Raw genomic sequence first — 24,751 nt, 5'->3', positions numbered from 1 at the left:
CTCGGCCGTGGGCGGAGGTCGGCTCCCACCGCGAGTGGACGGTCCGTCCACCCACGGGCGGTTGACAACGGACGGGTCAGCGGCCGGCGGCGACGGCGATCCCGGCGGCGGCCAGCGCATCGCGTACCGCCCGCGCATGACCCACCGCACCCGGGGTGTCACCGTGCAGACAGATCGACTCGGCAGCCACCGAGACAGTCGATCCGTCGATGGCCGTGAGGCGGCCGTCGGTGACCAGCCCGACGACCCGCTCGGCGATCTCGGCGCTGTCGGTGAGCACGGCGCCCGCCTGCGAGCGGGGGACCAGCGTGCCCGCCGGTGTATAGGCGCGGTCGGCGAACGCCTCCAGGATGACCGGCAGCCCGGCCGACTGTGCCGCGTCGACCACGCGCGCACCGGGTAATCCCATGATCGCGAGGGCCCGGTCGACCTCGGCGACCGCGGTGATCACCGCGGCTGCCTGCTGCTCATGGTGGACGACCGCGTTGTACAGCGCCCCATGCGGTTTGACGTAGGTGACGGCCGTGCCCACCGAGCGGGCCAGCGCATCCAGCGCACCGATCTGGTAGATCAGGTCGGCGATCAGGTCGTCGGTGCCGATCTCCATGAACCGTCTGCCGAATCCGGCGCGGTCCGGGTAGGACACCTGGGCGCCGATGCGGACGCCGGCCGCCGCCGCGGCCCGGCAGGTGGCCAGCAACTCGGTCGGGGTGCCGGCGTGGAAGCCGCAGGCGATATTCGCGCTGCTGACCACGGTGAGCATCGCGTCGTCGTCGCCGACGCCCTCGCCGAGATCGGCGTTGAGATCGATGACGGATCCAGACGTCGGGCTCATACCCACCAGCCTAGGTCTTCGGACCACGGAGGTTGGCGCACCGCAGCGGGCAGGGGGACGGTCGGCGGTCTGCCGCAGGGCGACTGTGACGTGGGCTACGGTGACGGGTATGACAATGCTCGATAGCAAGGTTTCGACGACCGCAGGTGTCGTCGAGGGGCGGCGCGGCAAGCGTGTCCGCCGGGGGACCATCAGCTGGCGCGGCATCCCGTTCGCCGCGCCACCCGTCGGCGCCCGACGATTCCGTGCTCCGGAACCGGCACCGCCGTGGCCGGGGGTGCGCGACTGCACGAGCATCGGTAAGGCGGCCATCCAGGAGAAGCGGTTCACCGCGATCGCGCCCGGCAAATACGCGACGATGGCCGAGGACTGCCTGAGTCTCAACGTGTTCGCGCCGGACCGGTCATCGTCGGCCCCGCGCCCGGTGCTGGTGTTCATCCACGGTGGCGCCTTCATCCTGGGGACCGCGGCCACCCCGCTCTACGACGGCTCGCTGCTGGCCCGCGCCCAGGACGTCATCGTGGTGACCGTGCAATACCGGTTCGGCCCCTTCGGCTACCTCGACTTCGGCGCCTACGCCACCGAGGACCGCCCCTACGACTCGAACTGCGGTCTGCGTGATCAGGTTGCGGCGCTGGAGTGGGTGCGTGACAACATCGCCGCATTCGGCGGTGATCCGGGCAACGTCACCGTCTTCGGCGAGAGCGCGGGCGGATCGTCGGTGTTGTCGCTGCTGTCGACCCCGGCCGCAGCCGGACTGTTCCACCGGGCGATCGCGCAGAGTCCGGCACCGGAACTGCTTGTCGGACAAGACAACGCGCGCATCTACGCCGACGAGTTCCTCCGCCTGTTGCGTGATCCGTCGCGTCGGGCCACGAGCGTCGAGCGGACCGAGGCCCCGGTCGAACCCGACGAGGCGCTCGCGCTGCTGTCGACGACGAATCCGAGTGAACTGCTCAAGGCCGGCAACAAGCTGATGAACTTCGCCATCGCCGCCGGGGCGCACGATCCGATCCCATTCGGGCCGGTCGTCGACGGCGACTACCTGCCGCTGTCGTCACTGGAGGCGGCCGCGGCCGGGAAGACCCATCCGGTGCCGCTGGTCATCGGCACCAACCGGGACGAGGGCAATCTGTTCGCCAAGCTGTGGAACGTGTTGCCCGACGCCGAGAAGGCACTGCTCAACGTCCACGACGAGGAAACCCGCCGGGAGATCGCCGCGCTGTACGCCGGTGGCCACCGTGACCTGATCCGGCTGGCAGGCGACGCTATCTTCTGGGCGCCGACGACCGCGTTCGCCGACGGGCACAGCACCGTTGCGCCGACCTTCGTCTACCGCTACGACTTTGCGCCGAAGTTCCTGGCCAAGACCGGCTTCGGGGCGACCCACGCCACCGAACTGTTCAGCGTGTTCGGTGCGTTCCGGGCGCCGATCGGTGCGCCCCTGGCCGCGGGATCGTGGCGTTCGACGGCCCGGGTCACCGCCGACCTGCAGTCGCGGTGGGGTGCATTCGCACGGACTTCCGAACCGGGGTTCGGCTGGCCGGGGTATACGACGACCGATCGCAAGGTGCTGATCCTGGATGACCCGAACCACGTCGTACTCGACCCCGACGGGGAGCGCCGCCTGGCTTGGAGTCGGGTTCATTCGGCAGCGCCGGAGGCGGCGAAACTGATGCCGGCACCGGCGGTCGAGTAGGAGTCGGCCGGATAGGCGTCAGACCGGTGGCATCCACTCGTCCGGCGGGTCGGCGGCGAGGAAGGACAGCACCAGCGGGTTGAACAGTTCGGGTGCCTCCGCGGGCACCACATGCGTGCCGGGGAGTACGGCCAACCGGCCATGAGGCAGGGTCCGCGCCAACGCGATGCTGCTCTCCAGCCGTACGACGCCGCGATCGGCGGCGACGACCAGCGTCGGGGTGGGCACCGAGCTGAAATCGTCGATCCGAAAGTACGGGTCGGTCGACAACATGTGCACGATCTTGTCGAAGACGACCGGAAAGTGTTCAGGGCCGTCGGGAGACCGGCTGTCGTGGTCGCCGCGCAAGAAGGTGACGATCTCCGGATCACCGGTCCTGATCCGGCCGACGAAGCTGTCGTGGTCCCGGCCCTCGGCGTCGACGTAGCTGCCCACGGTGACCATCCGCGCCACCAGATCGGGCCGGTGATGTGCGACGAGCAACGCTACGAGACCACCGTCGGCCCAGCCGACCAGGTGTGCCGGGATACAGACGACCGAGTCGAGATAGGCGATGGTCTGGGCGGCCATCCCCTCGAAGGTGTAGGGGTACCCGACGTCCGGGCTGTGTCCGTGACCGGATCGTTCCGGGGCGAAGACGGTGTGTCCGGCATCGAGGAAGCCGGCGATCTGCGGACCCCACGTCGACGCCGAGCCGAACGCGCCGTGCAGCAGGACGATCGGCGGGCCGCTGCCCTCTCCGCCGTGGAAATGCCACACCACATCGCCGGCGACCTCGACGTACGCGCCACCGTCGATCGACGTGCCGGGCTGCACAACGGGCATCGCGGGAATCCTGTCTGCCGGGGCGGTCGACGAGTACACAAACTCACGCCATCGTTCCAGAGTTCGTCTCTGCCGCGAGACACGTTTGCGACTCGAAACGACAACGGAACCAGGGGCGGGGAAACCGGGACGGCGCGGCAGCGTGCCCAGAGTCGGACGCGGCCGACGTTTCCGTTCGACCGGGACGGCGGTGGCGCCGGTCACCGGCTCGGTGGCGGTGGATAACGTCGAGCCCATGCGCACTCACCGCGACCGCCGGGTATCGCGACCGGTCATCGTCGGCGCCGTCGTGCTCACGCTGCTGGCCACGGCAGGCTGTGGCGACGATAACGGTGCGGGCGCACCGACGCCGCCGAGTCCGAGTACCACGGTCACGACGCCCAGCGACATCGCGACGACGAATGTCGTGCCATCCGACCCGAGCGTGCCGGTCTACCGGCCACCCTACATCGACCATGTGGCGTGGGCGCAGACCGAGGTCGGGCCGAGCCTGCAGGTCTACCCGACGACGTCGGGCCGCCACACCACCGACCCGGCCGCGATGAACGTCGCCTGGGCAGAGGTCGTCGCACTCGATGCATCGGCCGAATCTCCCGGAATGCGTGCACAATTCGACTGTCATTGGCGATTCGCGCGCATCGTCGACCCGGAGAAGGCGAGCTGGAATCTCGAACCCGAGCGGCCGGTCGTCGATGAACAGGAGATGATCTCGGCGCGTTGTAACCCGGGATTCGCCGAAGAACACTGACCGCACGGTGGTGGCCGGGGACGGCAGACGGCTCAGCGGGTGGTGTAGCTGCGGCGCCGGCCGATGGCCCGGCACACCAGGTAGATGACGAACGAGATGGTGGTCACGAACACCGACACCGGAAGCTTCGGGGCCAGTGACAGCACCAGTCCGCCGACCGCGGCGATCTCGGCGAAGATCACCGACAGTGCGATGACCCGAGCCGGATTCGAGGTCAGCCGCGCGGCTGCGGCACCCGGGGTGATCATGAGCGACATCACCAGCAGTGCGCCGATGATCTGCACCCCCTGCGCGCAGGCCAGACCCATGATGACGGCGAAGACGACGGCCAGGGTGCGGATCGGGACGCCGTTGGCCTGTGCCACACGCGGATCGGTGGAGGCGAACAGCAGCGGCCGGTAGATGACGGCCAGCACCGCGAGCACCACCACGGTCGTGATGACGATGGCGGTCAGTCCCTCGTTGTCGATGCTGACCACCTGACCGGTCAGCAGTGCGAAACCGGTTTTCGTCGACCCGTACAGGGACAGGAACAGCACGGCCAGGCCGAGACCGAAGGCCATCACCACGCCGATGACCGAATCGCGTTCGCGCGCACGATTACCCAGGAATCCGACGACTGCCGCGGCGATCACCGCGCCGATCACACCGCCGATGTTGACCCCGATGCCCAGCAGTAGCGCGGCGGCGGCGCCGGTCACCGACAACTCGCTGACGGCATGCACGGCGAACGACATCTGGCGGGCGACGATGAGCGGTCCGAGGACGCCGCCGAGGATGCCGAGGAGAACCATGGCGACGAGGGCGCGCTGGGTGAAGTCGTACTGGAGCAGGCGGGCGGTCAGCTCGAAGTCCCAGAAGTCCGCTACGCGCCGGTCGACGGCGAGGTTCATGGTGCCGCTCATCGGGGGGTGTCCTCGGCGTCGACGCAGTGGTGATGGTCGCCGTCCTCGCCGCCGATCACGATCAGTCGTCCCTTCACCCGCACCACGTCGACGTCGCTCCCGTACAGCTCGGACAGGGTGTCGCTGTTCATCACCTCGTCGGGGGTGCCGATCCGGAACTGGCCACCGACCAGATAGAGCACCCGATCGACATAGGGCAGCACCGGATTGATCTCGTGGGTGACGAAGACGACCGCCGTGCCGGCGTTCCGGCGTCGGGCGTCGATCAGCTCGACGACCCGCTCCTGGTTCGCGAGATCCAGGCTGGCGAGCGGTTCGTCGCAGAGCAGCAAGTCGGGATCGGTGGTCAGCGCCTGCGCCACCCGGAGTCGCTGCTGTTCACCGCCGGACAACACCCCGACCGGGGCTTCGGCGTACTCCAGGGCCCCGACCTGCGTCAACGCGTCGTCGACGAGGCGGCGACGGGCACGTCGGCCACGGATACCGAGTCCCCAGTTCCCGCCGTCCACCCCGAATCCGACCAGGTCGCGGCCGCGCAGGGCCATCGGGTCGGCGTCGTCGGCATGTTGCTGTGGGATGTAGCCGACCTTGTCGGTGACCGAGAGTGTTCCGCCGGACAGGTTGTACTGGCCGAGCAGGACGCGCAGGAAGGAGGTCTTACCCGAACCGTTGGGGCCGAGGATCGCCACGAACTCACCCGGCCGGATGTCCAGGTCGAGATCGTCCCAGAGGACCCGGGAGCCGAAGGCGAGGCGGGCGTGGTCGAAATGCGCGACGGGGGTGGTCATCGGGATCGGCCCAGGGCATCGGCGAGCGCGTCGATCTGCCCGGACTGCCAGTCGATGTAGCTCCGCACCCCGTCGGGCAGGGTTTCGGTGAACTGCACCACCGGTACGCCGCTGGTCTGGGCGAGATCCCGGGTGGCGACGGTGACCGAATCCACCGACTGGGTGTTGTAGATGAATGTGCGGACCGTCCGGTTCCGGAGTAGGTCGTCCATGGCGGCGCGGTCGGCGATCGACGGCGACTGCCCTTCCTCGACGGACTGGGTGAACCCGGCGGGCGAGGCGTCCACGAGTCCGGCTTCGGCGAGCAGGTAGCCGGCCAGCGGCTCGCTCTGTGCGACCTTGGCGCCGCGGTCGGTCCTGGCGATCGTCGCCAGCCGCTCGCGCAGGCTCTGGATCTGCTCGCCGAACGCGGCGGCGTTGGCGCGGTAGAAGTCTGCGTTGGCCTCGTCCTTGGCCGCGAGGGCGTCGGCGATCTTGGTGGCCACCTGCGCGACGATCGGTAGATCGTAGAAGACGTGTTCGTTGGTGGTGCCGTGTTCGTGCGTGTGCTCGTCCCCGTGCTCCCCGTGTCCCGCATTGTCCCCGTCGTGTTCGGGTGCGCCGAGGAGGGCGTAGGCGTTGACGACGGCCGGTGTCGAATCACCGGCGTCGGCGGTGTGCTCCAGGTAGGCGTCGTAGCCGCCGCCGTTGATCACGATGATGTCGGCGTCGATGATGTCGGCGGTGTCGGCGGCCGACGGTTCGAATTCGTGTGGATCGGTGTTGGCGGTGAAGACCGGCTCGACCGATGCCTTGTCGCCGGCGACCGCGGTGGCGACCGCAGCCCACACGTTCGTGGAGGTCACGATGCGGATGCCGTCGTGGCCGTTGGTACTCGAGCAGCCCGCGAGGGTCAGGGTGAGGACACCGACCGCCGCGATCAGGGGAACGAGTGCGCGCTTCATCGCTGTCCTCTCGAAGGGGTCGCCGCAAGGCAAATGACAATCGTTACCGACAAGAGTGTAGGCCAGGATGCGGATGCGGTGAAATCTCACCCCTGCCCGGTGCCTGCGCGGCTGTGGCGGGAGTGCTCAGGCGTCGAGGATGACGGGCAGCACGAATCGACGGAGCAGTCGGTCCTCGGTGTCGTCGGCCGCGGTGGGATCGGCCGCGGTGGGATCGGCGGAGGCTGGGTCACCGAGGAACGAGACGATGATCCGGACCAGCCAGCGCGCTCGTTCGCGGCGGTCCTCCTCGGTGGCGTCGGGGACGAGTTCGGCGAGGTAATCGCGGGTGATCTGCTCGATGGCCGGCGAGAACAGGGCCAGGTGGGCCGACTGTCCGGCCGCATCGGGGGTGAACCACGCCGCGAGGGCCGGGTTGGCGCGGACGCCGGTCAGTGCTGCCCGGATCGCGGCCAACAACCGGTCGGCCACCGGTCCTCCGATGCTGTCGGCGTCGGCGATCGTGCCCGCGAGCGCGGTGGCTGCTCGTTCGACATAGGCGGCGAGCAGCTCGGTTCGGCCCGGAAAGTATCGGTAGAGGGTGGGCCGCGAACATCCTGCTGCCCGGGCGACATCGCGCATGGTCACCGCGCGCACCCCGTGCTCCTCGAAGAGTGCGCCCGCGATGTCGAGGATGCGCGCCGAGGCAAGCTCGGCGCGGTCGTCGGCGAGCCAGTCGCTCACCGCAGGCCCGGCTCTGGCCGAAACCCGACGTGAGTGGGGCGTCGTACGTAATTGCCTGCCGCCCAGCGAATTCCGGGGACATCGACGGTGAAATCGGGGAATCGGGTGAGTAGCTCGGTGAGTGCGACCCGAGCCTGCAGGCGTGCGGCAGCGGCTCCCAGGCAGTGGTGTGCGCCGTGGCTGAAGGTCAAGATGTTGCGCGGATTGCGGCCGACGTCGAGCCGGTCGGCGTCGGCGCCGAACACCCGAGGATCACGGTTGGCCGCGGCATAACAGAGCAGTACCTTGCGGCCGGCCGGGATGGTGACCGGCCCGGCCGGCCCGTCGAACTCGACGTCGCGGGTCGTGGTTCGGGCCAGATTCTGTACCGGCGACGTCAGACGCAGGAACTCCTCGATGGCCGGCCCGATCATCGAGGTGTCGGCCAGTAGCCGGTCGCGCTGATCTGGACACTCGGACAGCAGGGCGACGCTCCCGCCGAGCATCCCGGTGGTGGTGTCGTTGCCGCCGGCGACCATGGTGAAGGTGAAAGCCAGGATCGACAGCGTTCCGGCCGGATCGTCGCCCAGCCCGGCGGCGACCAGATGCGAGACGGTGTCGGTCCCCGGGTGGTCGCGACGGTGGTCGATGAGCTGTGCGAAATAGCCGAGGAGATCCGTGGCCGCGGCGGCCGCCGTCGCGGTGGCATCGTCGTCGCCTGGGCCCGATGCGATCGTGGCCGCACCGCCGGTCGGGTCTGCACCCACGATCGCCTCGGTCCAGGCGTCGAACTGTCCGCGATCGGTATCGGGGACGCCGAGGTAGTGGGCGACGACCATGCTCGGTAGAGGCTTGAACAGTTCGTCGACGATATTGACTTCGTCGGCCGCGTCGATCCGCTCGAGGCGGTCGACGACGAACTCTCGTACCAACGGCTCGAGCTCGATGACCTGGCGCGGGGTGAAACCGCGCGCCACGAGGCTGCGGAAACGGGTGTGGGCCGGCGGGTCGGTCATCACCATCGGCGGATTGTCGCGCATGCCGATCGCGTCGAGTTCGCCGTAGAGGACCGTCAGCCCGTCGGCGGAGGAGAAGGTGGCCGGGTCGTTCGCCGCGGCCACTACGTCCGCGTGACGGGTCAGGACCCAGTATTCGCCGGGATCGGTGCCGTGGCCCGAGGTGGCGATGGACGTGCTCGTGGTGGGCACCCGGTGGATCGGCGAATGCTCGCGCAGGTCGGCGTAGGAGGCGAACGGATCGGCCCAACTGCTGCCCGACCGCAGTTCGAAGGCTGGTGCCGATGCTGACAGATCAGGGGCCATGTTCGTAGTGTGAGACACATTGGCCAATCTGTAAAGGGCTCCAGGAGTGGTGTCCGGGGCGGCGCGGGCCGAGGTCGGAGGAGGCGGGTGGCCTTCTCTAGAGTGGAGGAATGACCAACAGCCCGCTGCCGCGGCGTGTCGCACTGATCTCGGTGCACACCTCGCCGCTGGCTCAACCGGGGACCGGTGACGCCGGCGGGATGAACGTGTACGTGTGGCAGACCGCAACCCGGCTTGCGCAGCGTGGGGTCGAGGTGGAGATCTTCACCCGGGCGACCTCCTCGCGCGACGCCGCGTCGGTGGCGGCCGCGCCCGGGGTGACGGTCCGGCACGTGGTAGCCGGGCCGTTCGAGGGACTGGACAAGCGGGATCTGCCCGCACAGCTGTGCGCCTTCACCGCCAACGTGTTGCGCGCCGAGGCCGGGCAGGAGCCCGGGCACTACGACCTGATCCACTCGCACTACTGGCTGTCCGGTCAGGTGGGCTGGTTGGCGCGCGATCGCTGGGGTGTGCCGCTGGTGCACACCGCGCACACCCTCGCGGCGGTGAAGAACGCCTCGCTGGCGACCGGTGACGTCGCCGAGCCTCAGCTTCGGGTGATCGGCGAACAGCAAGTCGTCGCCGAGGCGGACCGGCTGGTGGCCAATACCGAAACCGAAGCGGCCGAACTGATCTCGATGTACGGTGCCGATCCGGACCGGATCGACGTGGTCACCCCCGGGGCGGCGCTGGAGTGTTATTCACCCGGTTCGCGGGCCGACGCGCGCGCCGAACTCGGACTGGACCCCGACGAGACCATCGTGACCTTCGTCGGGCGCATCCAGCCGCTCAAGGCGCCGGATCTACTGCTCGCGGCGGCCGCCCCGCTCGTCAGGCAGGGGCTGGCGAACGGCCGACGGTTGCGTGTGCTGGTGGTCGGCGGCCCGTCGGGGTCGGGACTGGATCGACCTACCGCGCTGATCGATCTGGCCGACGAACTGGGCATCACCGATTCGGTGACCTTCCTACCGCCGCAGGCCCCGGACCGGCTCGCCCAGGTATATCGGGCGTCGGATCTCGTTGCGGTGCCGAGCTATTCGGAGAGTTTCGGATTGGTCGCGATCGAGGCGCAGGCCTGCGGGATTCCGGTTATCGCGGCCGACGTCGGGGGATTGTCGGTCGCCGTCGACGACGGCCGTACCGGCGTGCTGGTGGCCGGACATATCGCCGGTGACTGGACCAACACGATGGAAAAGGTTCTCGCGCAACCGGATCGACTCGCCGAGCTGGGACGCAACGCCGCCGCCCACGCGGCCGGGTTCTCCTGGGATCACACCGTGGACCAACTTCTCGGCAGTTACGGCCGGGCGATGAGCTCCTTCGCCGACCGTGTGCCCGAACAGATCTCACCCACCGTCCGGGTTCGTCGCCGGTGGCGGCGCCGGCGTCCGCGCCTGCCCGCCTGAGTTCAGTCGTCCTCGTCGAACGGAGTTGTCGATGTCCTATCTCGAAGTCGTCGCGGTGCTCGAACGTGCGCTGACCGACCGGGATATCACGTTCAGCCGCAAGGGTTCCGGAGGTGCGGAGTCGGAACACCTGATCATCGAGCTACCCGGCGAGAAGAAGCTCAAGACGACGGTGCTGCTCACCGCGGGCCGCTACGGCGTGCGCGTGGAGGCATTCGTCTGTCGCAAGCCGGACGAGGACCACGAGGCCGTCTACCGGTATCTGCTCAAGCGCAATCGTCGGCTCTACGGAGTCGCGTACACCATCGACAATGCGGGCGACATCTATCTCGTCGGGCGGATCTCGGTCGATGCCCTCGACACCGACGAGGTCGACCGGGTACTCGGGCAGGTTCTGGAGGCCGCCGACGGCGATTTCAACACGCTGCTGGAGATCGGCTTCCACACCTCCATCCGCCGGGAGTGGGCGTGGCGGGTGTCGAGAGGGGAGTCGCTGCGCAACCTGCTCGCCTTCGAGCACCTCATCGACAAGGAGTCCCTACCCGCGCCGGGGGACCCGCTATCGGGTCGATATGTACCGGGCGAGTCGGTGATCGCGCAGCAGCCGGCCGGTTCGGACCAACCTCCGGGGCCGGACATGCCCTAGGTCACATTGTGACAACGACTGTTGATAATCTGACGCGGCGAATTTCCCCCACCTGGAGGTGCCATGAGCTTCACGAGTCCGTTCCCCGACGTCGAGATCCCCGACGTCAGTCTCTATGACTTCCTCTTCGGGTCGATCGCCGACGCCGACCTCGACCGGGTGGCCCTCGTAGACCCGAAGTCTGGCGCCGAAACCACCTATCGTCAGCTCATCGCGCAGATCAATGCGGCGGCCGGCGCGCTGGCCGCACGCGGCATCGGTGTCGGTGACGTCGTCGGCGTCCTGTCGCCGAATGTGCCCGCCTTCGCGACCGTCTTCCACGGCATTCTGCGGGCCGGCGCCGCGGCCACGACGATCAACGCCCTGTTCACCGCGCCGGAGATCGCCAAGCAACTGCGGAACTCACAGGCGAAGATGCTGGTGACGGTGTCGCCGATGGCCGAGCAGGCCAAGGCCGCGGCCGCTGAGGTCGGATTCGCCGACGATGCGCTGGTCATCCTCGACGGTGAAGGGCTGGCCACGTCCGGCCATCCGAATGCGATCGATCTACTCGGACCGAACCTCGCCGCCCCCGATGTGAGTTTCGACCCGAACACCCACATCGCCGCCCTGCCGTATTCGTCGGGCACCACCGGCAATCCGAAGGGGGTCATGCTGACCCATCGCAATCTGGTGGCCAACGTCGCGCAGCTCAAGCCGCTGCAGGGTATGACACCCGATGACGTGGTGATCGCGGTGCTGCCCTTCTTTCATATCTACGGCATGACCGTGCTGCTCAACGCGGCGCTCTTCAATCGTGCCCGGCTGGTGATCATGCCGCGGTTCGACCTGGTGGAGTTCCTGGAGAACATCCAGAACCACAAGGTGACCAACGCCTACATCGCACCACCGATCGCCGTCGCGCTGGCCAAGCATCCGATCGTGGACAATTACGACCTCTCCTCGCTGCGCTCGATGATGTCCGGTGCCGCCCCGCTCGATGACGAGCTCGGCAAGGCGGTCGCCAAGCGGCTGGACCTGCACATGCTGCAGGGCTACGGCATGAGTGAACTGTCGCCGGTCAGCCATCTGATCCCGGATGACACCAAAGCCGTACTCGGGCAGGAGGATCCGCCGTTGTCGTCGACCGGTTGGGCGGTGCCGAACTCGGTGAACAAGATCGTCGACCCGGCGACCGGTGCGGATATCCCGTTGCCTGCGGAGGGATTGTCGGAGCCCGGTGAGCTGTGGGTGAAGGGGCCGAATGTGATGCTCGGCTACCTCGACAACGACCAGGCCACCGCCGACACCATCGACGCCGACGGCTTCCTGCACACCGGCGATCTCGCCCAGGTCGACCCGACCGGCTGCGTCTATATCGTCGACCGGCTCAAGGAACTCATCAAGTACAAGGGCTACCAGGTGCCGCCTGCCGAGTTGGAGGCGCTGCTGCTGACCCACCCGAAGATCGCCGACGCCGCCGTGATCGGTGTGATCGAGGAGGACACCGGCGAGGAGATCCCCAAGGCGTTCGTGGTGGCGCAGCCGGATACCGAGCTGACCGCCTACGAGGTCATCGATTTCGTCGCGGCGAAGGTGGCGCCGCACAAGAAGGTTCGTGCGGTGGAGTTCATCGAGGCCATCCCGAAGTCGTCCGCGGGCAAGATCCTGCGCAAGGATCTGCGCAAGTAGCCCCGTTTCGTCGTACGAACCCGCGATCGTCGCGGGTTCGTACGACGAAATCGCGGGGGTGTGAGGTGGTGTGGAAAACTGTTCGCCATGAGCAACGGCACCCTGATCCTGATGCGGCACGGCGAGAGCGAGTGGAACGCGTCCAACCAGTTCACCGGCTGGGTGGATGTGTCGCTCACCGACAAGGGCAAGGCGGAAGCGGTCCGCGCGGGCGAACTGCTCGTCGAACACGATGTGCTGCCCGACGTGCTGTACACCTCCCTGCTGCGTCGCGCGATCTCGACCGCACAGATCGCCCTGGATGCCGCCGACCGGCACTGGATCCCGGTCGTCCGGGACTGGCGCCTCAACGAACGTCACTATGGTGCGTTGCAGGGCCTGAACAAGGCCGACACCCTGGCGAAGTACGGCCAGGAGCAGTTCATGCTGTGGCGTCGCAGCTACGACACCCCGCCGCCGCCCATCGAGGCCGACGCCGAGTACAGCCAGACCGGCGACCCGCGGTACGCCGACCTCGCGCAGGTGCCGCTGACCGAATGTCTCAAGGATGTCGTGGATCGGCTGATCCCGTACTTCACCGAGACGATCGCCGCCGATCTGCGGGCTGGTAAGACGGTGCTGGTCGCCGCGCACGGCAACTCGCTGCGCGCGCTGGTGAAGTACATCGACGGCATCTCCGACGAGGACATCGCCGGCCTGAACATCCCCACCGGCAATCCGCTGCGCTACGACCTCGACGAGAACCTCAAGCCGCTCAACCCCGGTGGCGACTACCTCGACCCCGAGGCAGCCGCCGCCGGTGCCGCCGCCGTCGCGGCGCAGGGCCAGAAGTAGCCGGTACATCGCCGCGGGCCGAAATCTGGTCCAGACGCCCGAAAGAAGATCCCACCTGCCATGTGGCAGGTGGGATTTCCTGTAACACGATAGTCATGGCGCACCAGGTGTGACGCGCGCTACATTAGTCCCATGGCGGATATCGCGAAGGTGTGGATCAGTCATTCTCCGGCTCAGGAACGATACGAAGCGGTACTGGCATCCGGAGACGTGACCGCGCTCGACGATGTAGTGGTCGGATACGTCGATTACGTATCCGAGCCCTATCAGGTCGTGCTGACTCATACGGTGATCCGTGAGCAGTACAGCGGACACGGTTACGCGGCTGAGCTGGTGCGGGCGGTCCTGGAGGACATCCGGGCCAACGGCAAGCAGGTGGTGCCGGTCTGCTCGTATGTGCAGCGTTTCATCGAGCGTCATCCCGAGTACTCCGACATGGCGGTAGCGGTACCGCAATAGGTCGGAGCGGCAGTGGGTTGAGGCAGCAATGTGGCCGACGCATGCCCCGAGGGTGGCTATTCACGGGCAGACGGTGAATCGTCGCCCGATCGGTGGCGAACAGCACGTGAACGGCCATCGAACAATCTCGTTAGATGTGCGTTCGATGTTGGTCGGGCCGTAAGCTGCGCTTGTGAGCGTTGCATTCGTTGTTGCGGCGATCGCACTTGCGCTCTGCATCGGAGTGTTCGTTGGTCGTCGCACCCGATTTTGGGGTCCCCGCCGGGCTTCGTCGACCGCGTCTTCGGACCCGACACCCGACACGCTCGGGGCGTCCACCGGTCATCACGTCACGATGGATCGTGCGAGCGCTCCCCGCGCGGTACCCGACTCCGCTGAGCTCCGCGACAACGACGTCCAGGTGACCACCGGCGACGGCCGGATGACCAAGGCCGGTCTGCTGAGCCTCATCGTGCGCAACTCCGAGACCGCGGTCGCCGTGGTCGACGAATTCCGCGACGTCGTCCTCTACAACCGCCGGGCCGTCGACCTCGGGCTGGTGCGGGACCGACTGCTCGCCGATCCGGTCTGGGATGCCGCCAAGGACATCCTCGACACCGACACCGAGCGGCACTTCGACTTCACCCCACCGACCTCGTCGCTGGGCTTCGTCAGCACCGGCCGGGTACGCCGGCCGCAGGTCGAGTCGGTGCGCTGTCTGGCGCGTCTGGTGTCGCACGACGACGAGCGGTACGCCGTCGTCTACGGCCTCGACGACACCGAACATCTGCGGGTCGAGGCGACCCGCCGCGACTTCGTCGCGAACGTCTCCCACGAACTCAAGACACCGGTCGGCGCGATCGGGTTGCTCGGCGAGGCGATCCTCGAGTCCGCCGACGACGCGGACTCGGTGGAACACTTCGGCTCGCGGGTGGTGGCCGAAAGCAAACGGATGGGCAATCTGGTCGCCGAGCTCATCGCCCTGTCCCGCCTGCAGGGTGGCGAGACCGAGGAGTTCGTCCATGTGGACATCGACGACCTGATCGACGAGGCGCTCGAATCGGTGGCGGTACCCGCGGAAGCCGGCGGAATCGTGCTCACCGCCGACGAGCCGAGCGGGGTCACCGTACGCGGCGATCGTCGGCTCCTGGTCACCGCCCTCAACAACCTGCTCGCCAACGCCATCGCCTACTCGCCTGCCGACACCTCGGTGTCGATCAGCCGCCGGGTCACCCGCGTCGACGGCCGCCCGATGGTGGCGATCGCCGTGACCGATCGGGGGATCGGTATCGCGCCGGCCGATCAGCAGCGAGTCTTCGAACGGTTCTTCCGGGTCGACCAGGCGCGCTCGCGCCTCACCGGCGGCACCGGTCTCGGCCTGGCCATCGTCAAACATGTGGCGGCCAACCACGGCGGCACCATCAGCCTGTGGAGCAAGCCGGGTACCGGCTCGACCTTCACCCTGTGCATCCCCGAGGATCTGTCCGATTCCGCGTGGATCGAGGGCGCCATCGACGGCGAGGTCGACGCCGGTCCGCTACCCGACGACGCGGCCGCCGGTCTCGCTCCGCCCGGACAGCTCACCCACAGCCCGACCGAACCGACCGGCGACGTAGCCGGCGGCGGCCCCAAGGAATGAAGGAAATCATCAGGTGACTCACGTTCTGATTGTCGAGGACGAGGAATCTCTCGCCGATCCGCTGGCCTTCCTGCTGCGTAAGGAGGGATTCGAGGCGAGCGTCGTCAACGACGGCGCCCAGGCGTTGTCCACCTTCGACCGGGTGAGCCCCGACATCGTCCTGCTCGATCTGATGCTGCCCGGCATGTCGGGCACCGAGATCTGTAAGGCATTGCGCGCCAGGTCGAGTGTGCCGGTCATCATGGTCACCGCCCGCGACAACGAGATCGACAAGGTGGTCGGCCTGGAACTCGGCGCCGACGATTACGTCACCAAGCCCTACTCCGCGCGCGAACTGATCGCGCGGATCCGCGCGGTGCTGCGCCGTGGCGGCGACAGCTCGGTCGACGACGGACTGGACATGTCGATCCTCGAGGCCGGAACGGTCCGGATGGACGTCGACCGCCATATCGTCGCGGTGAACGGTGAGTCGATCACGTTGCCGCTCAAGGAATTCGATCTCCTGGAATATCTGATGCGCAACGCAGGCCGGGTGCTCACCCGCGGCCAGCTGATCGATCGGGTGTGGGGTGCGGACTACGTCGGCGACACCAAGACCCTCGACGTTCACGTCAAGCGTCTGCGTTCCAAGATCGAGGCCGACCCGGGAAATCCGGCGCAGCTCATCACCGTGCGCGGACTGGGTTACAAACTCGAGGCGTGAGCCACGGCCAGGCCGGACCGGATGCGGTCCGGCCTGGCCGATGGTCGGGACGCCGCGGTCGTCTGACCGCTGACGGTCAGTCGGCGGTGTCGCCGTCGAAGACGGCGTATTTGATGTCGGTGTCGCGCCGGGCCGTGGCCGCCTCGGTCGCCGGATGGACGGCGATGAGCCCCAACCCGTTACGTCGTCGGCACGCCTTGGCCAATTCCTGGTAGGCGGCCTCGCCGATCAGCTCGGTCAGCTCAGGGGCATAGGACTGCCAGACCTGCGTCGCCCCGACATGTGCGTCAGGGGAGCCCGAGCAGTACCACTTCAGGTCGTGGCCGCCCTCCCCCCAGCCGCGGCGGTCGAATTCGGTGATGGTGGTGCGCAGGACCTGGGTGCCGTCGGGGCGCTCCACCCACTCTTGTTCGCGGCGAACCGGAAGCTGCCAGCACACATCGGGTTTCACGGTGAGGGGTTCGAGACCCCGGCGCAATGCCATCGAATGCAGTGCGCAGCCCACGCCACCGGCGAAGCCGGGCCGGTTGAGGAAGATGCACGCACCCTTGTGTAGACGCGTCTTCAGGGCGGGTTCGTCGTCGAGGTCGCCTTCTTCGAGATAACCGCGAGGGCCGAGCGGATCCTTGCCCGAACCCTTCTTGTAGAACTGCCAGTCCTCGGCGGTGAGCATCGACATCCCGCGCGCCAGTCGCTTCCGATCGTCCTTGTCGGACAGATAGGCGCCGTGGCTACAGCAGCCGTCGGATTCACGACCGTCGATGATGCCCTGGCACGCGGGGGTGCCGAACACACACGTCCAATGCGACAACAGCCAGGTCAGGTCGGCGTTGATGACGTGTTCGGGGTTGTCGGGATCGGCGAATTCGTACCATTCGCGGGGGAAGTCGAGGTCGACCTCGGGAGCTGGTTTACGCATGGGCGACGACGACACAACAGTCACGTCCACCACGGTAACCGCCAACCGGCGTCGCGCGCGCATCAGAACGGATGCGATCGCTGGTCGTTTTTGCCACACCCGAATGCAACGACTGAATCGGGCACGCATTATTTTGTATCTGTGCGTCTAGGTGTTCTCGATGTCGGCAGCAACACGGTCCATCTGTTGGTTGTCGATGCCCATCGCGGCGGCCATCCGACACCGATGAGCTCGACGAAGGCGGTGCTACGGCTGGCCGAACAGATCGACCCCGACGGTCGGCTCAACGACCGCGCGGCGATCAAGCTGATCGAGTCGATCGACGAGTTCACCCACATCGCCACCAGCTCCGGGTGCGAACAGGTGATGGCGTTCGCGACCTCCGCGGTGCGCGACGCCACGAACTCCGATCAGGTACTCGCCGACGTGGCGAACAAGACCGGTGTCGAGGTGACGGTGCTGTCGGGCCGCGACGAGGCGCGGCTGACTTCGCTGGCGGTGCGGCGCTGGCACGGCTGGAGTGCCGGCCGGATCCTGGCCCTCGACATCGGCGGTGGATCACTGGAGATGTCCAACGGGGTCGACGAAGAACCCGACGTGGCGCTCTCGTTGCCGCTCGGGGCGGGGCGCACCACCCGGGACTGGCTGCCGGGCGATCCGCCCGACCGGCGACGGATCGGGGTGCTGCGCGACTGGCTCGACGCCGAGCTGAGGCCTGCGGCCAAGGAACTGCTGGCGCCCGGCAAACCGGATATCGCGGTGGGCACGTCGAAGACCTTCCGTTCGCTGGCCCGGCTGACCGGTGCTGCGCCGTCGAGTGCCGGGCCGCGGGTCAAGCGGCAATTGACCGCGAGCGGGTTGCGACAGCTGATCGCCTTCATCTCCCGGATGACCCGCGACGACCGTGCCGAACTCGAAGGTGTCAGTGCCGACCGGGCCGGTCAGCTGGTCGCCGGTGCACTGGTCGCCGAGGCGGCCATGCGGTCCCTCGGAGTCGATACACTGGAGATCTGCCCCTGGGCGCTGCGCGAGGGTGTGATCCTGCGGCGACTCGACAAGCAGCCGACCAACGGCTGACTGGCGCGGTCGGTTGGTCGGAGCTTGGGCGGTTGGTCGGAGCTTGGTCGGTTGGTCGTAGCGTGGTGATTGATCGCAACCGAATGCCGCGCGGGAACCGCGACCTCGATCGGGGCGTTGTCAACCCGGTGCCCGAGTGCGTGGCCCGGTGACCCAAGGTCCGCGCGGCGGCCGGAAGAACACAAGTAGTCGAGGACGGAGAGCCACTTCATGGCGAACGAATCGGGACCCGATTCCCGGCCCATCTCGGTGGCCGAACTGCTGGCACGGTCGCAGAGCTCGGACGGCCCTGCGGGCCGGGGCGCCGAATCCCGTGGACGTCGGCGCGCGGGACGCGACGGTGCCGTCTCGGTATCGGAACTGACCGGCGAGATCCCACGTATTCCCGCTGATTCCGCACCTGCGACCCCGAACGCGCCCGCTGCCCCGTCGACTCCGGCCCAGTCGAGTCCGGTCCAGTCGAGTCCGGCCGCGCCGACCGCCGATAAGCGCCGACCCGTCGACCCGGCCCCGGCGGAACCTCGTCCGGCGGCCTTCCCCCGATCGGGCAGTCCGCTCGCGCGTAGGCAGTCCGATGACCGTGCGGTCGTCGACCGGGTGGGCCGGTCGGATCGGGCCGCGGATGCGGCGGAGACCGATGTGGAGCGGACCGGTCCGATCTCCGACATGCGGACCGCGAGCGGTATGCCCGGTTTCCGTCCGGTGACGGCGCCTCCCGCCACCCGCGACTTCAGTTCCGACGCGTTGGCCCAGCGGCTGGGTGCGACCACCCGTGGTGCGCATCCGGTCGACGAGCAGACCGACGACGATGTCGCCGACGCGGCATCGGCGAATGCGGTCACCGGGGTCATCCCGGTGGTGGAGGGGCCGGACGATGATCTCGTCGTCGTCGAATCCGACGACGTGGTCTCCTATGCGCTCGACACCACCGACGAGGAGCAGGACGGCCCGGGCGAGGCCGAGCGGACCGACACCGGTTCCCTGCGCATCCGGGACGACGCGAGTTTCGTCGAGGACATCAAGGATTTCGACGCCTACCGTTCTTTCGCCGACGTCGAAGAGGAGCCGGCCGAGGAGAAGCCGAAACGCGGCTGGTTCCGGCGGGCGAAGAAGGAGTCCACGCCGCCTCAAGGGCCGGTGACCCGCGGGGACCGCTCGGCCCGGCGTGCGGCGGCCGCGGAGGCGGCGCACGCCGAGACCGCCGATGACCTATCGGATCCGGTGATCGCCGAAGAGGCCCCGGCCGGCGACGTCGAGCCGCAGGTGGAGTACGCCGACGACACTCAGGTCACCGATGACACTCAGGTCACCGACGACACTCAGGTCACCGACGACACGATCAGCATCGAGCCGGTCCGCACCGAGCTGACGGTCGACGAGACCGGGCCGATCTCACCGGTGACGAAAGCACCCGAGGCGTCCGCCGAGCCCGAGCCGGCCGATGATGCGCGTCCCGCGGTCGCCGATCGTGACGTCGAGGCGGATACGGCGGAGAGTGGTCCGGTACCGGCGATCGACACCCCATCGACTGCCCGCGGTATCGAATCGGTGGGTTCCGAATCGGCAGCTGAGAACGAATCAGCCGCCGAGGACGGCGCGTCGACCGTCGAGGATGAGCATTCGCCCGCATTCGCCTGGGCGTTGATCGCGGCACAGGTCGTCGGTGGACTCGTCGTCGGCGTCGGCCTGTTCTGGGGCTTCACCGAACTGTGGAAGTGGAATGTCTACTTCGCGCTGATCCTGGCGGTGCTGGTGATCTTCGGCATCGTCACCTTCGCCCACATCGTGCACAAGAGTCGCGACCTGGTGTCGACGCTGCTCGCCCTCGGGGTCGGGTTGCTGGTGACGATCGGTCCGCTGGTTCTGCTGGCGAGTCGATGACCGACGAGGTGGTCCGCCTGCCGGTGACGCGCCACCCATCCCGGCCCGAGATCCCCGTCGGCTTGTCGACGGCGTCGGTATATCCGCAGAATACCGAGGCCGCCTTCGCGTACGCGTCCGAACTCGGTTATGACGGAATCGAACTCATGGTCTGGGGTGACCCGGTCAGCCAGGACATCCGGCACGTCGAATACCTTTCCGAGCGGTATCAGCTGCCGGTGTTGTCGATCCATGCGCCGTGTCTGCTGATCACTCAGCGGGTGTGGGGCCGGGACCCGATTCTCAAACTCGCGCGGGCCGTACAGGCGGCCGAGGATCTGGGGGCCGCGACGGTGGTCGTTCATCCGCCGTTCCGGTGGCAGCGTGCCTACACGACGGCCTTCGACGACACGGTCATCGAACTCGAGGACAACAGCAGCGTCGCGATCGCCGTGGAGAATATGTTTCCCATGCGCGCCGACCGCCTCTTCGGGGCGGGGGAGGGGTCGGTGAAGCGGATGAACCGCCGTGGCGGCGGTCCTGGCCGTTCGGCGTCGGCGTTCGGCAAATCCATCGACCCCACCGACGACGGATACCGCAACTACACCCTCGACCTGTCGCATACCGCGACCGCGGGCGTCGATGCGCTGGCGCTCTTCGACCGGATGGGTTCCCGGCTGAATCATCTGCACCTCGCCGACGGGCTCGGTGCGTCCACCGACGAGCACCTCATCCCGGGGGACGGTGGGCAACCCTGCGCCGAGATCTGTCGCAAACTCGCCGCCAGTGATTTCGCCGGCGCGGTTGTCCTCGAAGTGCACACAACCGGCGCACGGACCAAACCCGAGCGCGGCGCACTGTTGAGTCGTTCGCTAGATTTTGCCCGGCGGCACCTGAAACGGGATCAGCACGACGAGGTAGCTCGCTCGGTCGTGCCGCCGCCCGCCCGATGACGTCGGGTGCGACAGCGGAAGGTGGATAGATGGCCAGCAAACTCGACGAGGTCCGCGCACTGACGGAGATCGGACGGACCGGCGCCGACCAGGTCACCTATCGGGCAGTGATCGACCCGGTGTTCACCATCGGCCCCAAGGTGCACGGCGGCAGTCTGCAGATGATCGTCGCGCGGGCGGCCCGACGCGCCCTGGCCGACCTCACCCCGGCCGACGACCCGCGCGCGTCGGACGCCGTGACGAAGATTCCGGTGGCGATCTCCAGTGACTATCTCGTCGCACCGGATGCGGCCGAGATCGACTTCGTCGTGACGATCCGTAAACGCGGTCGCACCGTCACGGTCCTCACCGTCGACGCGGTGCAGCAGGGGCGCACCGTGGTGTCCTCGTCGGTGACGATGGCGCACGCGGACAGCGGGCCGTCGCATCATTCGTCACCGTCGGTGCTCGACGACAGCCCGGTCGAGCCGCCGGCCGACGGCATCTCGGTCGAGGGTTCGCCGATCGCCGACGTCATCCACCTGGGTCCGGCGCTGGACATGGTGCTCGACCCCGCGACCTTCCCGCTGGTGCGCGGCGAGAAGGGAGAGCCGGTGGTCATCGGCTGGGTGCGGCCCAAGGAGGCCGAACCCGACATCGAGTTCGCGGTGCTGGTCGGCGACATCTCACCGCCCGTGGTGATGAACCTGGCCATCTTCGGCTGGGCGCCGACGGTTCAGCTGACCACCTACCTGCGCCGCCATCCGGCCCCGGGCTGGCTGCGATTCGCGGCCTCCAGCACCGAGGTCGGCCCCGGCATGTTCGAGGAAGACCACCTGGTGGTGGACTCGACCGGGGCCGTCGTCGCCCAGACCCGACAGCTCGCACTCATCCCCGCCGCGCAATAGCTCCGTTGCCCAACAGCTCTCGCGGCCGACTTCTATCACTGAGAAAGGCACTATCGTGACTCAGCGCATCGCCATCATCGGCGGCGGCAAGATCGGCGAAGCACTACTGGCCGGGCTGATCGGCTCCGGCACCCCGACCAAGAATCTGGTCGTCGCGGAGAAGGCGCCCACCCGCGCGGCCGAGCTCGCCGACGAGTACGGCGTGCTGGTGACCGACGTGAAGACGGCGGTCGAGAGTGCGCAGTATGTCTTCCTGGCCATCAAGCCCGACGATGTGGACGAGATCCTGCGGGTCCTGGCAGGTGCCGACGACAACGGTGAGTCCGAGCGGGTGACCGTCACCCTGGTCGCCGGTCTGCCGCTCCTCCGCTATGAGAGCGCCCTGCAGGCCGGGTCTCCGGTGGTACGGGTGATGCCCAATACCGGCATGCTGGTCAACGAGGCGATGTCGGCGGTGTCGGCGGGCCGCTTCGTCGGACCCGAGCAGCTCGACGCGGTGGTCAACCTACTCAAGTCGGTCGGCCGGGTGGCGGTGGTGCCGGAGAAGCAGATGGATGCGGTCACCGCGATCTCCGGGTCCGGCCCGGCCTATGTCTTCCTGCTCGCCGAGTCGATGATCGACGCCGGTGTCGCCCTCGGGCTGACCCGTGCCCAGGCCACCGAGATGGCCGTGCAGACGATCCGCGGGGCCGGGGTGATGCTCAGTGATTCGGGACTGTCGCCGGTGGATCTGCGAGCCGCGGTCACCTCGCCCGGCGGGACCACCGCCGCGGCGATCCGCGAGTTCGAGTCCGGCGGTCTGCGCGCCACCGTCTATCAGGCGACCGCGGCCTGTGCCGCGGTGAGCGCCAAAGGCGGACGTCGAGTGGAAGTTGAGGGTTTAGGGGCCTCAAACGGCTCATGACGACACGATGACACTCCGGAAATAGTGGTCGAATTGCGGCTAAACCCCAGCATGTTGTGCCAAAGCTGAAATCGGACACAATTTCTTGACAACTCACGTCGCTTTTTTCACATCTGCCACGCTAAGCTGCTCAAAGCACGTGCGTGTCTGATGTCCGCAGGAGGGGAAGCCTGCGGCCGCGACGCGTGCACCGGAGGTATGAGTGATTCATGGCACCTGCAGATACTCCTGGTGACAGGACAAGCGGAGTGAGCAATGCGGCATCGGGTTCGCAGTTCCTCACCGTTGCCGAAGTGGCGTCGCTGATGCGCGTCTCCAAGATGACCGTTTACCGACTCGTGCACAACGGCGAACTGCCCGCGGTGCGTGTCGGCCGGTCGTTCCGTGTGCACGCCAAGGCGGTGCACGATTACCTGGAGACGTCGTACTTCGACGCAGGCTGATAGTCATTTTCCGCAATCGGCTCCCGGGGTGGCCTTCGCCGCCGCGGGAGCCGTTCGCGTTTTCCGCGCCGGGTGATTTTTCGATCGCCCACCCCGCCCGGTAGTCTTGATCGTTGGGTTCCCCGGACTCCTCGCGTCGCGCGACGCGTGCGGCGAGGTGAGGGTGACCGGGATAGGACAACAACAGCATCAATCGTGAGGAAGCACCCCGATGGGTTCAGTGATCAAGAAGCGCCGCAAGCGCATGTCGAAGAAGAAGCACCGCAAGCTGCTGCGTCGGACTCGGGTGCAGCGTCGCAAGCTCGGCAAATAAGCGCTTCACGTCTCGAAGGACCCGCCTGGTGCGGGTCCTTCGTGCATTCGCGGGTACCCCGCCTGCTCGCGCCGCCGGCTACGTGGACACCGGTCGGCGCTCGCCCGGCGGGATCCGGCACCGGGACGATAGCCTGAGGTATGCCCGACACGCCCGCCTCTGAGGCGGCCCCGAAGCCGCGAACCGTCCTCGTCACCGGCGCATCGACCTTCTTGGGTGGCTATCTGGTGGCACGACTGGCCGCCAACCCCGACATCGAGCGGGTGCTCGCCGTCGACTCCCGGGTGCCGCGCAAGGATCTCCTGCGCCGGATGGGTCGTGCGGAGTTCCTGCGCCTGGACATCCGCAGGCCGGCGATCGCGAAGACGCTCGCCGGCTACGAGGTCGACACGGTGGTCCATGCCGCGACCTCGATCATGGACACCGCCGCGCACTCCGCGGCGATCAAGGAGTTCAACGTCGTCGGGGCGATGCAGGTGTGTGCCGCCTGCCAGCGCACCCCGTCGGTGAAGCGACTCGTGCTGCGTTCGACGGCGATGGTCTACGGCGCGTCGAGTCGTGATCCCTCGCATTTCGCCGAGGGGACCGCCGCGGTGCGCGAACCGAAGCGCGGTTACGGTCGAGATCTACTCGACGTCGAGGGTTATGTGCGCGGTCTCGGCCGCCGCCGCCCCGACATCGCGATCACGATCGTGCGGCCGCAGGCGATGCTCGGTGCCCGCATCAACACGCGGATGAGTTCCTATCTGTCGATGCCGATCGTGCCGACCGTGATCGGCTACCAGCCGCGGCTGCAGTTCCTCCACGAAGAGGACGCGCTGGCGGCCATGGAGCATGTGACGCTCTCGCCGAGTACCGGCACATTCAACATCGCCGGTGAAGGGGTGGTCACGCTGACGCAGGCCATCCGGCGCGTCGGGCACATCGAATTGCCGGTTCCCGGTGGACTTCTGGCGCCGATCACCGGTGTCTTCCAGGATCTGCGGTCGGCCCGCCTGCGGACTTCGCAAACCGAGTTCCTGACCTATGGCCGAGTGCTGGACACCACGCGGATGCGGACAGAGTTGGGTTTCGTGCCCCGTTTCACCACCTCCGACACACTCGACGACTTCATCGCCCGTAGCGGCGTCACGCCGGTACTCGGGGCCGAATCGTGGCGAGGATTCGAGAAACGGCTCGTGGCCGCGGCGCATCAATTGCAGTGATCGCGACGTATTCGCGGGGGGTGAAGAACGCACAGCGGCGGATTCC

The 24,751-nt window shown here is 67.6% G+C and carries 25 protein-coding genes; 17 read left to right on the top strand and 8 right to left on the bottom strand.

All coding sequences use genetic code 11. The features are described 5' to 3' along the window. Positions 1–76: 76 nt before the first annotated feature. Positions 77–835, bottom strand: a complete 759-nt coding sequence (locus QSJ18_RS05260) for a 5-oxoprolinase subunit PxpA (protein ID WP_286325220.1) — start codon at positions 833–835, stop codon at positions 77–79. Positions 836–944: 109 nt separating this feature from the next. Here QSJ18_RS05260 and QSJ18_RS05255 point away from each other — a divergent pair, with 109 nt between their 5' ends. Further along, complete coding sequence (locus tag QSJ18_RS05255; protein WP_286325219.1) at positions 945–2,534, top strand: carboxylesterase/lipase family protein; 1,590 nt, start codon at positions 945–947, stop codon at positions 2,532–2,534. A gap of 18 nt (positions 2,535–2,552) precedes the next feature. On the opposite strand, the gene QSJ18_RS05250 is transcribed toward QSJ18_RS05255, so the two are convergent. Next, positions 2,553–3,359, bottom strand: a complete 807-nt coding sequence (locus QSJ18_RS05250) for an alpha/beta fold hydrolase (protein ID WP_286325218.1) — start codon at positions 3,357–3,359, stop codon at positions 2,553–2,555. 235 nt (positions 3,360–3,594) lie between these two features. Here QSJ18_RS05250 and QSJ18_RS05245 point away from each other — a divergent pair, with 235 nt between their 5' ends. Beyond that, positions 3,595–4,107, top strand: coding sequence for a DUF2599 domain-containing protein (locus QSJ18_RS05245; RefSeq protein ID WP_286325217.1), 513 nt, complete (start codon positions 3,595–3,597; stop codon positions 4,105–4,107). A 32-nt stretch (positions 4,108–4,139) separates the two neighbouring features. Here QSJ18_RS05245 and QSJ18_RS05240 read toward each other — a convergent pair whose 3' ends face one another. The 5 genes from QSJ18_RS05240 to QSJ18_RS05220 form a co-directional block, all read right to left on the bottom strand. Beyond that, a complete protein-coding gene (locus QSJ18_RS05240; RefSeq protein WP_286325216.1) occupies positions 4,140–5,012 on the bottom strand; it encodes a metal ABC transporter permease in 873 nt (290 codons plus the stop codon). Next, positions 5,009–5,800, bottom strand: coding sequence for a metal ABC transporter ATP-binding protein (locus tag QSJ18_RS05235; protein ID WP_286325215.1), 792 nt, complete (start codon positions 5,798–5,800; stop codon positions 5,009–5,011). Before QSJ18_RS05235 ends, QSJ18_RS05240 begins: the two co-directional genes overlap by 4 nt. Beyond that, the gene (locus tag QSJ18_RS05230; protein WP_286325208.1) at positions 5,797–6,744 is read right to left on the bottom strand and encodes a metal ABC transporter solute-binding protein, Zn/Mn family; all 948 of its coding nucleotides are present in this window, start codon (positions 6,742–6,744) and stop codon (positions 5,797–5,799) included. Before QSJ18_RS05230 ends, QSJ18_RS05235 begins: the two co-directional genes overlap by 4 nt. 126 nt (positions 6,745–6,870) lie before the next feature. Then, positions 6,871–7,467, bottom strand: coding sequence for a TetR/AcrR family transcriptional regulator (locus tag QSJ18_RS05225; protein ID WP_286325207.1), 597 nt, complete (start codon positions 7,465–7,467; stop codon positions 6,871–6,873). Beyond that, a complete protein-coding gene (locus QSJ18_RS05220; RefSeq protein WP_286325206.1) occupies positions 7,464–8,768 on the bottom strand; it encodes a cytochrome P450 in 1,305 nt (434 codons plus the stop codon). Before QSJ18_RS05220 ends, QSJ18_RS05225 begins: the two co-directional genes overlap by 4 nt. A 110-nt stretch (positions 8,769–8,878) precedes the next feature. Here QSJ18_RS05220 and mshA point away from each other — a divergent pair, with 110 nt between their 5' ends. From mshA to QSJ18_RS05185, 7 genes are all read left to right on the top strand, one after another. Beyond that, the gene (gene mshA / locus QSJ18_RS05215; RefSeq protein WP_286325205.1) at positions 8,879–10,213 is read left to right on the top strand and encodes a D-inositol-3-phosphate glycosyltransferase; all 1,335 of its coding nucleotides are present in this window, start codon (positions 8,879–8,881) and stop codon (positions 10,211–10,213) included. 31 nt (positions 10,214–10,244) lie between these two features. Next, positions 10,245–10,859: a type III secretion system chaperone family protein gene (locus QSJ18_RS05210; protein ID WP_286325204.1), complete on the top strand. Its 615-nt coding sequence runs from the start codon at positions 10,245–10,247 to the stop codon at positions 10,857–10,859. 63 nt (positions 10,860–10,922) lie between these two features. Further along, complete coding sequence (locus tag QSJ18_RS05205) at positions 10,923–12,530, top strand: AMP-binding protein (RefSeq protein ID WP_286325203.1); 1,608 nt, start codon at positions 10,923–10,925, stop codon at positions 12,528–12,530. An 87-nt stretch (positions 12,531–12,617) separates the two neighbouring features. Then, on the top strand, positions 12,618–13,364 hold the full coding sequence (locus tag QSJ18_RS05200) for a phosphoglyceromutase (RefSeq protein ID WP_286325202.1): 747 nt from the start codon (positions 12,618–12,620) through the stop codon (positions 13,362–13,364). Between the two features lie 132 nt (positions 13,365–13,496). After that, complete coding sequence (locus QSJ18_RS05195) at positions 13,497–13,823, top strand: GNAT family N-acetyltransferase (protein WP_286325201.1); 327 nt, start codon at positions 13,497–13,499, stop codon at positions 13,821–13,823. A gap of 334 nt (positions 13,824–14,157) precedes the next feature. Beyond that, complete coding sequence (locus QSJ18_RS05190; RefSeq protein WP_286325200.1) at positions 14,158–15,441, top strand: sensor histidine kinase; 1,284 nt, start codon at positions 14,158–14,160, stop codon at positions 15,439–15,441. Positions 15,442–15,454: 13 nt separating this feature from the next. Then, entirely contained in the window at positions 15,455–16,144 is a 690-nt protein-coding gene (locus QSJ18_RS05185; RefSeq protein WP_286325199.1) for a response regulator transcription factor, read from the top strand. Positions 16,145–16,220: 76 nt separating this feature from the next. Here the strand turns inward: QSJ18_RS05185 and QSJ18_RS05180 are convergent, their stop codons facing one another. Beyond that, positions 16,221–17,063, bottom strand: a complete 843-nt coding sequence (locus QSJ18_RS05180; protein ID WP_462475993.1) for a hypothetical protein — start codon at positions 17,061–17,063, stop codon at positions 16,221–16,223. Between the two features lie 141 nt (positions 17,064–17,204). On the opposite strand from QSJ18_RS05180, the gene QSJ18_RS05175 reads away from it, so the two are divergent. The 8 genes from QSJ18_RS05175 (at position 17,205) to QSJ18_RS05140 (ending at position 24,705) form a co-directional block, all read left to right on the top strand. Continuing rightward, on the top strand, positions 17,205–18,140 hold the full coding sequence (locus QSJ18_RS05175; protein ID WP_286325197.1) for a Ppx/GppA family phosphatase: 936 nt from the start codon (positions 17,205–17,207) through the stop codon (positions 18,138–18,140). A gap of 210 nt (positions 18,141–18,350) precedes the next feature. Continuing rightward, complete coding sequence (locus QSJ18_RS05170) at positions 18,351–20,021, top strand: hypothetical protein (RefSeq protein WP_286325196.1); 1,671 nt, start codon at positions 18,351–18,353, stop codon at positions 20,019–20,021. Then, a complete protein-coding gene (locus QSJ18_RS05165) occupies positions 20,018–20,953 on the top strand; it encodes a sugar phosphate isomerase/epimerase family protein (RefSeq protein ID WP_286325194.1) in 936 nt (311 codons plus the stop codon). Before QSJ18_RS05170 ends, QSJ18_RS05165 begins: the two co-directional genes overlap by 4 nt. A gap of 29 nt (positions 20,954–20,982) precedes the next feature. Then, positions 20,983–21,840 (top strand): thioesterase family protein, encoded by an 858-nt coding sequence (locus tag QSJ18_RS05160; RefSeq protein WP_286325193.1) that lies wholly within the window; start codon positions 20,983–20,985, stop codon positions 21,838–21,840. A 55-nt stretch (positions 21,841–21,895) separates the two neighbouring features. Beyond that, entirely contained in the window at positions 21,896–22,744 is an 849-nt protein-coding gene (proC, locus tag QSJ18_RS05155; RefSeq protein WP_286325192.1) for a pyrroline-5-carboxylate reductase, read from the top strand. Positions 22,745–22,953: 209 nt separating this feature from the next. Next, entirely contained in the window at positions 22,954–23,187 is a 234-nt protein-coding gene (locus tag QSJ18_RS05150; RefSeq protein ID WP_286325191.1) for a helix-turn-helix domain-containing protein, read from the top strand. Positions 23,188–23,398: 211 nt separating this feature from the next. After that, positions 23,399–23,500, top strand: coding sequence for a 30S ribosomal protein bS22 (locus QSJ18_RS05145; protein WP_003402602.1), 102 nt, complete (start codon positions 23,399–23,401; stop codon positions 23,498–23,500). 140 nt (positions 23,501–23,640) lie between these two features. Continuing rightward, a complete protein-coding gene (locus QSJ18_RS05140) occupies positions 23,641–24,705 on the top strand; it encodes an NAD-dependent epimerase/dehydratase family protein (RefSeq protein WP_286325190.1) in 1,065 nt (354 codons plus the stop codon). Positions 24,706–24,751 lie beyond the last annotated feature (46 nt).

It is taken from the genome of Gordonia heveisoli (assembly GCF_030315745.1).
Taxonomy (GTDB): domain Bacteria; phylum Actinomycetota; class Actinomycetes; order Mycobacteriales; family Mycobacteriaceae; genus Gordonia.
The sequence above is the reverse complement of the archived record's forward strand: the minus strand, read 5'-3'. Positions and strand labels throughout refer to the sequence as shown.

Excerpts from the sequence above, each read along its gene's own strand:
- QSJ18_RS05195 (WP_286325201.1), top strand. The coding sequence starts at position 13,497 with ATGGCGGATATCGCGAAGGTGTGGATCAGTCATTCTCCGGCTCAGGAA.
- QSJ18_RS05160 (WP_286325193.1), top strand. The coding sequence starts at position 20,983 with ATGGCCAGCAAACTCGACGAGGTCCGCGCACTGACGGAGATCGGACGG.
- mshA (WP_286325205.1), top strand. The coding sequence starts at position 8,879 with ATGACCAACAGCCCGCTGCCGCGGCGTGTCGCACTGATCTCGGTGCAC.
- QSJ18_RS05230 (WP_286325208.1), bottom strand. The coding sequence starts at position 6,744 with ATGAAGCGCGCACTCGTTCCCCTGATCGCGGCGGTCGGTGTCCTCACC.
- QSJ18_RS05180 (WP_462475993.1), bottom strand. The coding sequence starts at position 17,063 with ATGCGTAAACCAGCTCCCGAGGTCGACCTCGACTTCCCCCGCGAATGG.
- QSJ18_RS05260 (WP_286325220.1), bottom strand. The coding sequence starts at position 835 with ATGAGCCCGACGTCTGGATCCGTCATCGATCTCAACGCCGATCTCGGC.
- QSJ18_RS05200 (WP_286325202.1), top strand. The coding sequence starts at position 12,618 with ATGAGCAACGGCACCCTGATCCTGATGCGGCACGGCGAGAGCGAGTGG.
- QSJ18_RS05235 (WP_286325215.1), bottom strand. The coding sequence starts at position 5,800 with ATGACCACCCCCGTCGCGCATTTCGACCACGCCCGCCTCGCCTTCGGC.
- QSJ18_RS05250 (WP_286325218.1), bottom strand. The coding sequence starts at position 3,359 with ATGCCCGTTGTGCAGCCCGGCACGTCGATCGACGGTGGCGCGTACGTC.
- QSJ18_RS05240 (WP_286325216.1), bottom strand. The coding sequence starts at position 5,012 with ATGAGCGGCACCATGAACCTCGCCGTCGACCGGCGCGTAGCGGACTTC.
- QSJ18_RS05210 (WP_286325204.1), top strand. The coding sequence starts at position 10,245 with ATGTCCTATCTCGAAGTCGTCGCGGTGCTCGAACGTGCGCTGACCGAC.
- QSJ18_RS05220 (WP_286325206.1), bottom strand. The coding sequence starts at position 8,768 with ATGGCCCCTGATCTGTCAGCATCGGCACCAGCCTTCGAACTGCGGTCG.
- QSJ18_RS05140 (WP_286325190.1), top strand. The coding sequence starts at position 23,641 with ATGCCCGACACGCCCGCCTCTGAGGCGGCCCCGAAGCCGCGAACCGTC.
- QSJ18_RS05150 (WP_286325191.1), top strand. The coding sequence starts at position 22,954 with ATGGCACCTGCAGATACTCCTGGTGACAGGACAAGCGGAGTGAGCAAT.
- QSJ18_RS05190 (WP_286325200.1), top strand. The coding sequence starts at position 14,158 with ATGGATCGTGCGAGCGCTCCCCGCGCGGTACCCGACTCCGCTGAGCTC.
- QSJ18_RS05165 (WP_286325194.1), top strand. The coding sequence starts at position 20,018 with ATGACCGACGAGGTGGTCCGCCTGCCGGTGACGCGCCACCCATCCCGG.
- QSJ18_RS05245 (WP_286325217.1), top strand. The coding sequence starts at position 3,595 with ATGCGCACTCACCGCGACCGCCGGGTATCGCGACCGGTCATCGTCGGC.
- QSJ18_RS05170 (WP_286325196.1), top strand. The coding sequence starts at position 18,351 with ATGGCGAACGAATCGGGACCCGATTCCCGGCCCATCTCGGTGGCCGAA.
- QSJ18_RS05145 (WP_003402602.1), top strand. The coding sequence starts at position 23,399 with ATGGGTTCAGTGATCAAGAAGCGCCGCAAGCGCATGTCGAAGAAGAAG.
- QSJ18_RS05255 (WP_286325219.1), top strand. The coding sequence starts at position 945 with ATGACAATGCTCGATAGCAAGGTTTCGACGACCGCAGGTGTCGTCGAG.
- QSJ18_RS05205 (WP_286325203.1), top strand. The coding sequence starts at position 10,923 with ATGAGCTTCACGAGTCCGTTCCCCGACGTCGAGATCCCCGACGTCAGT.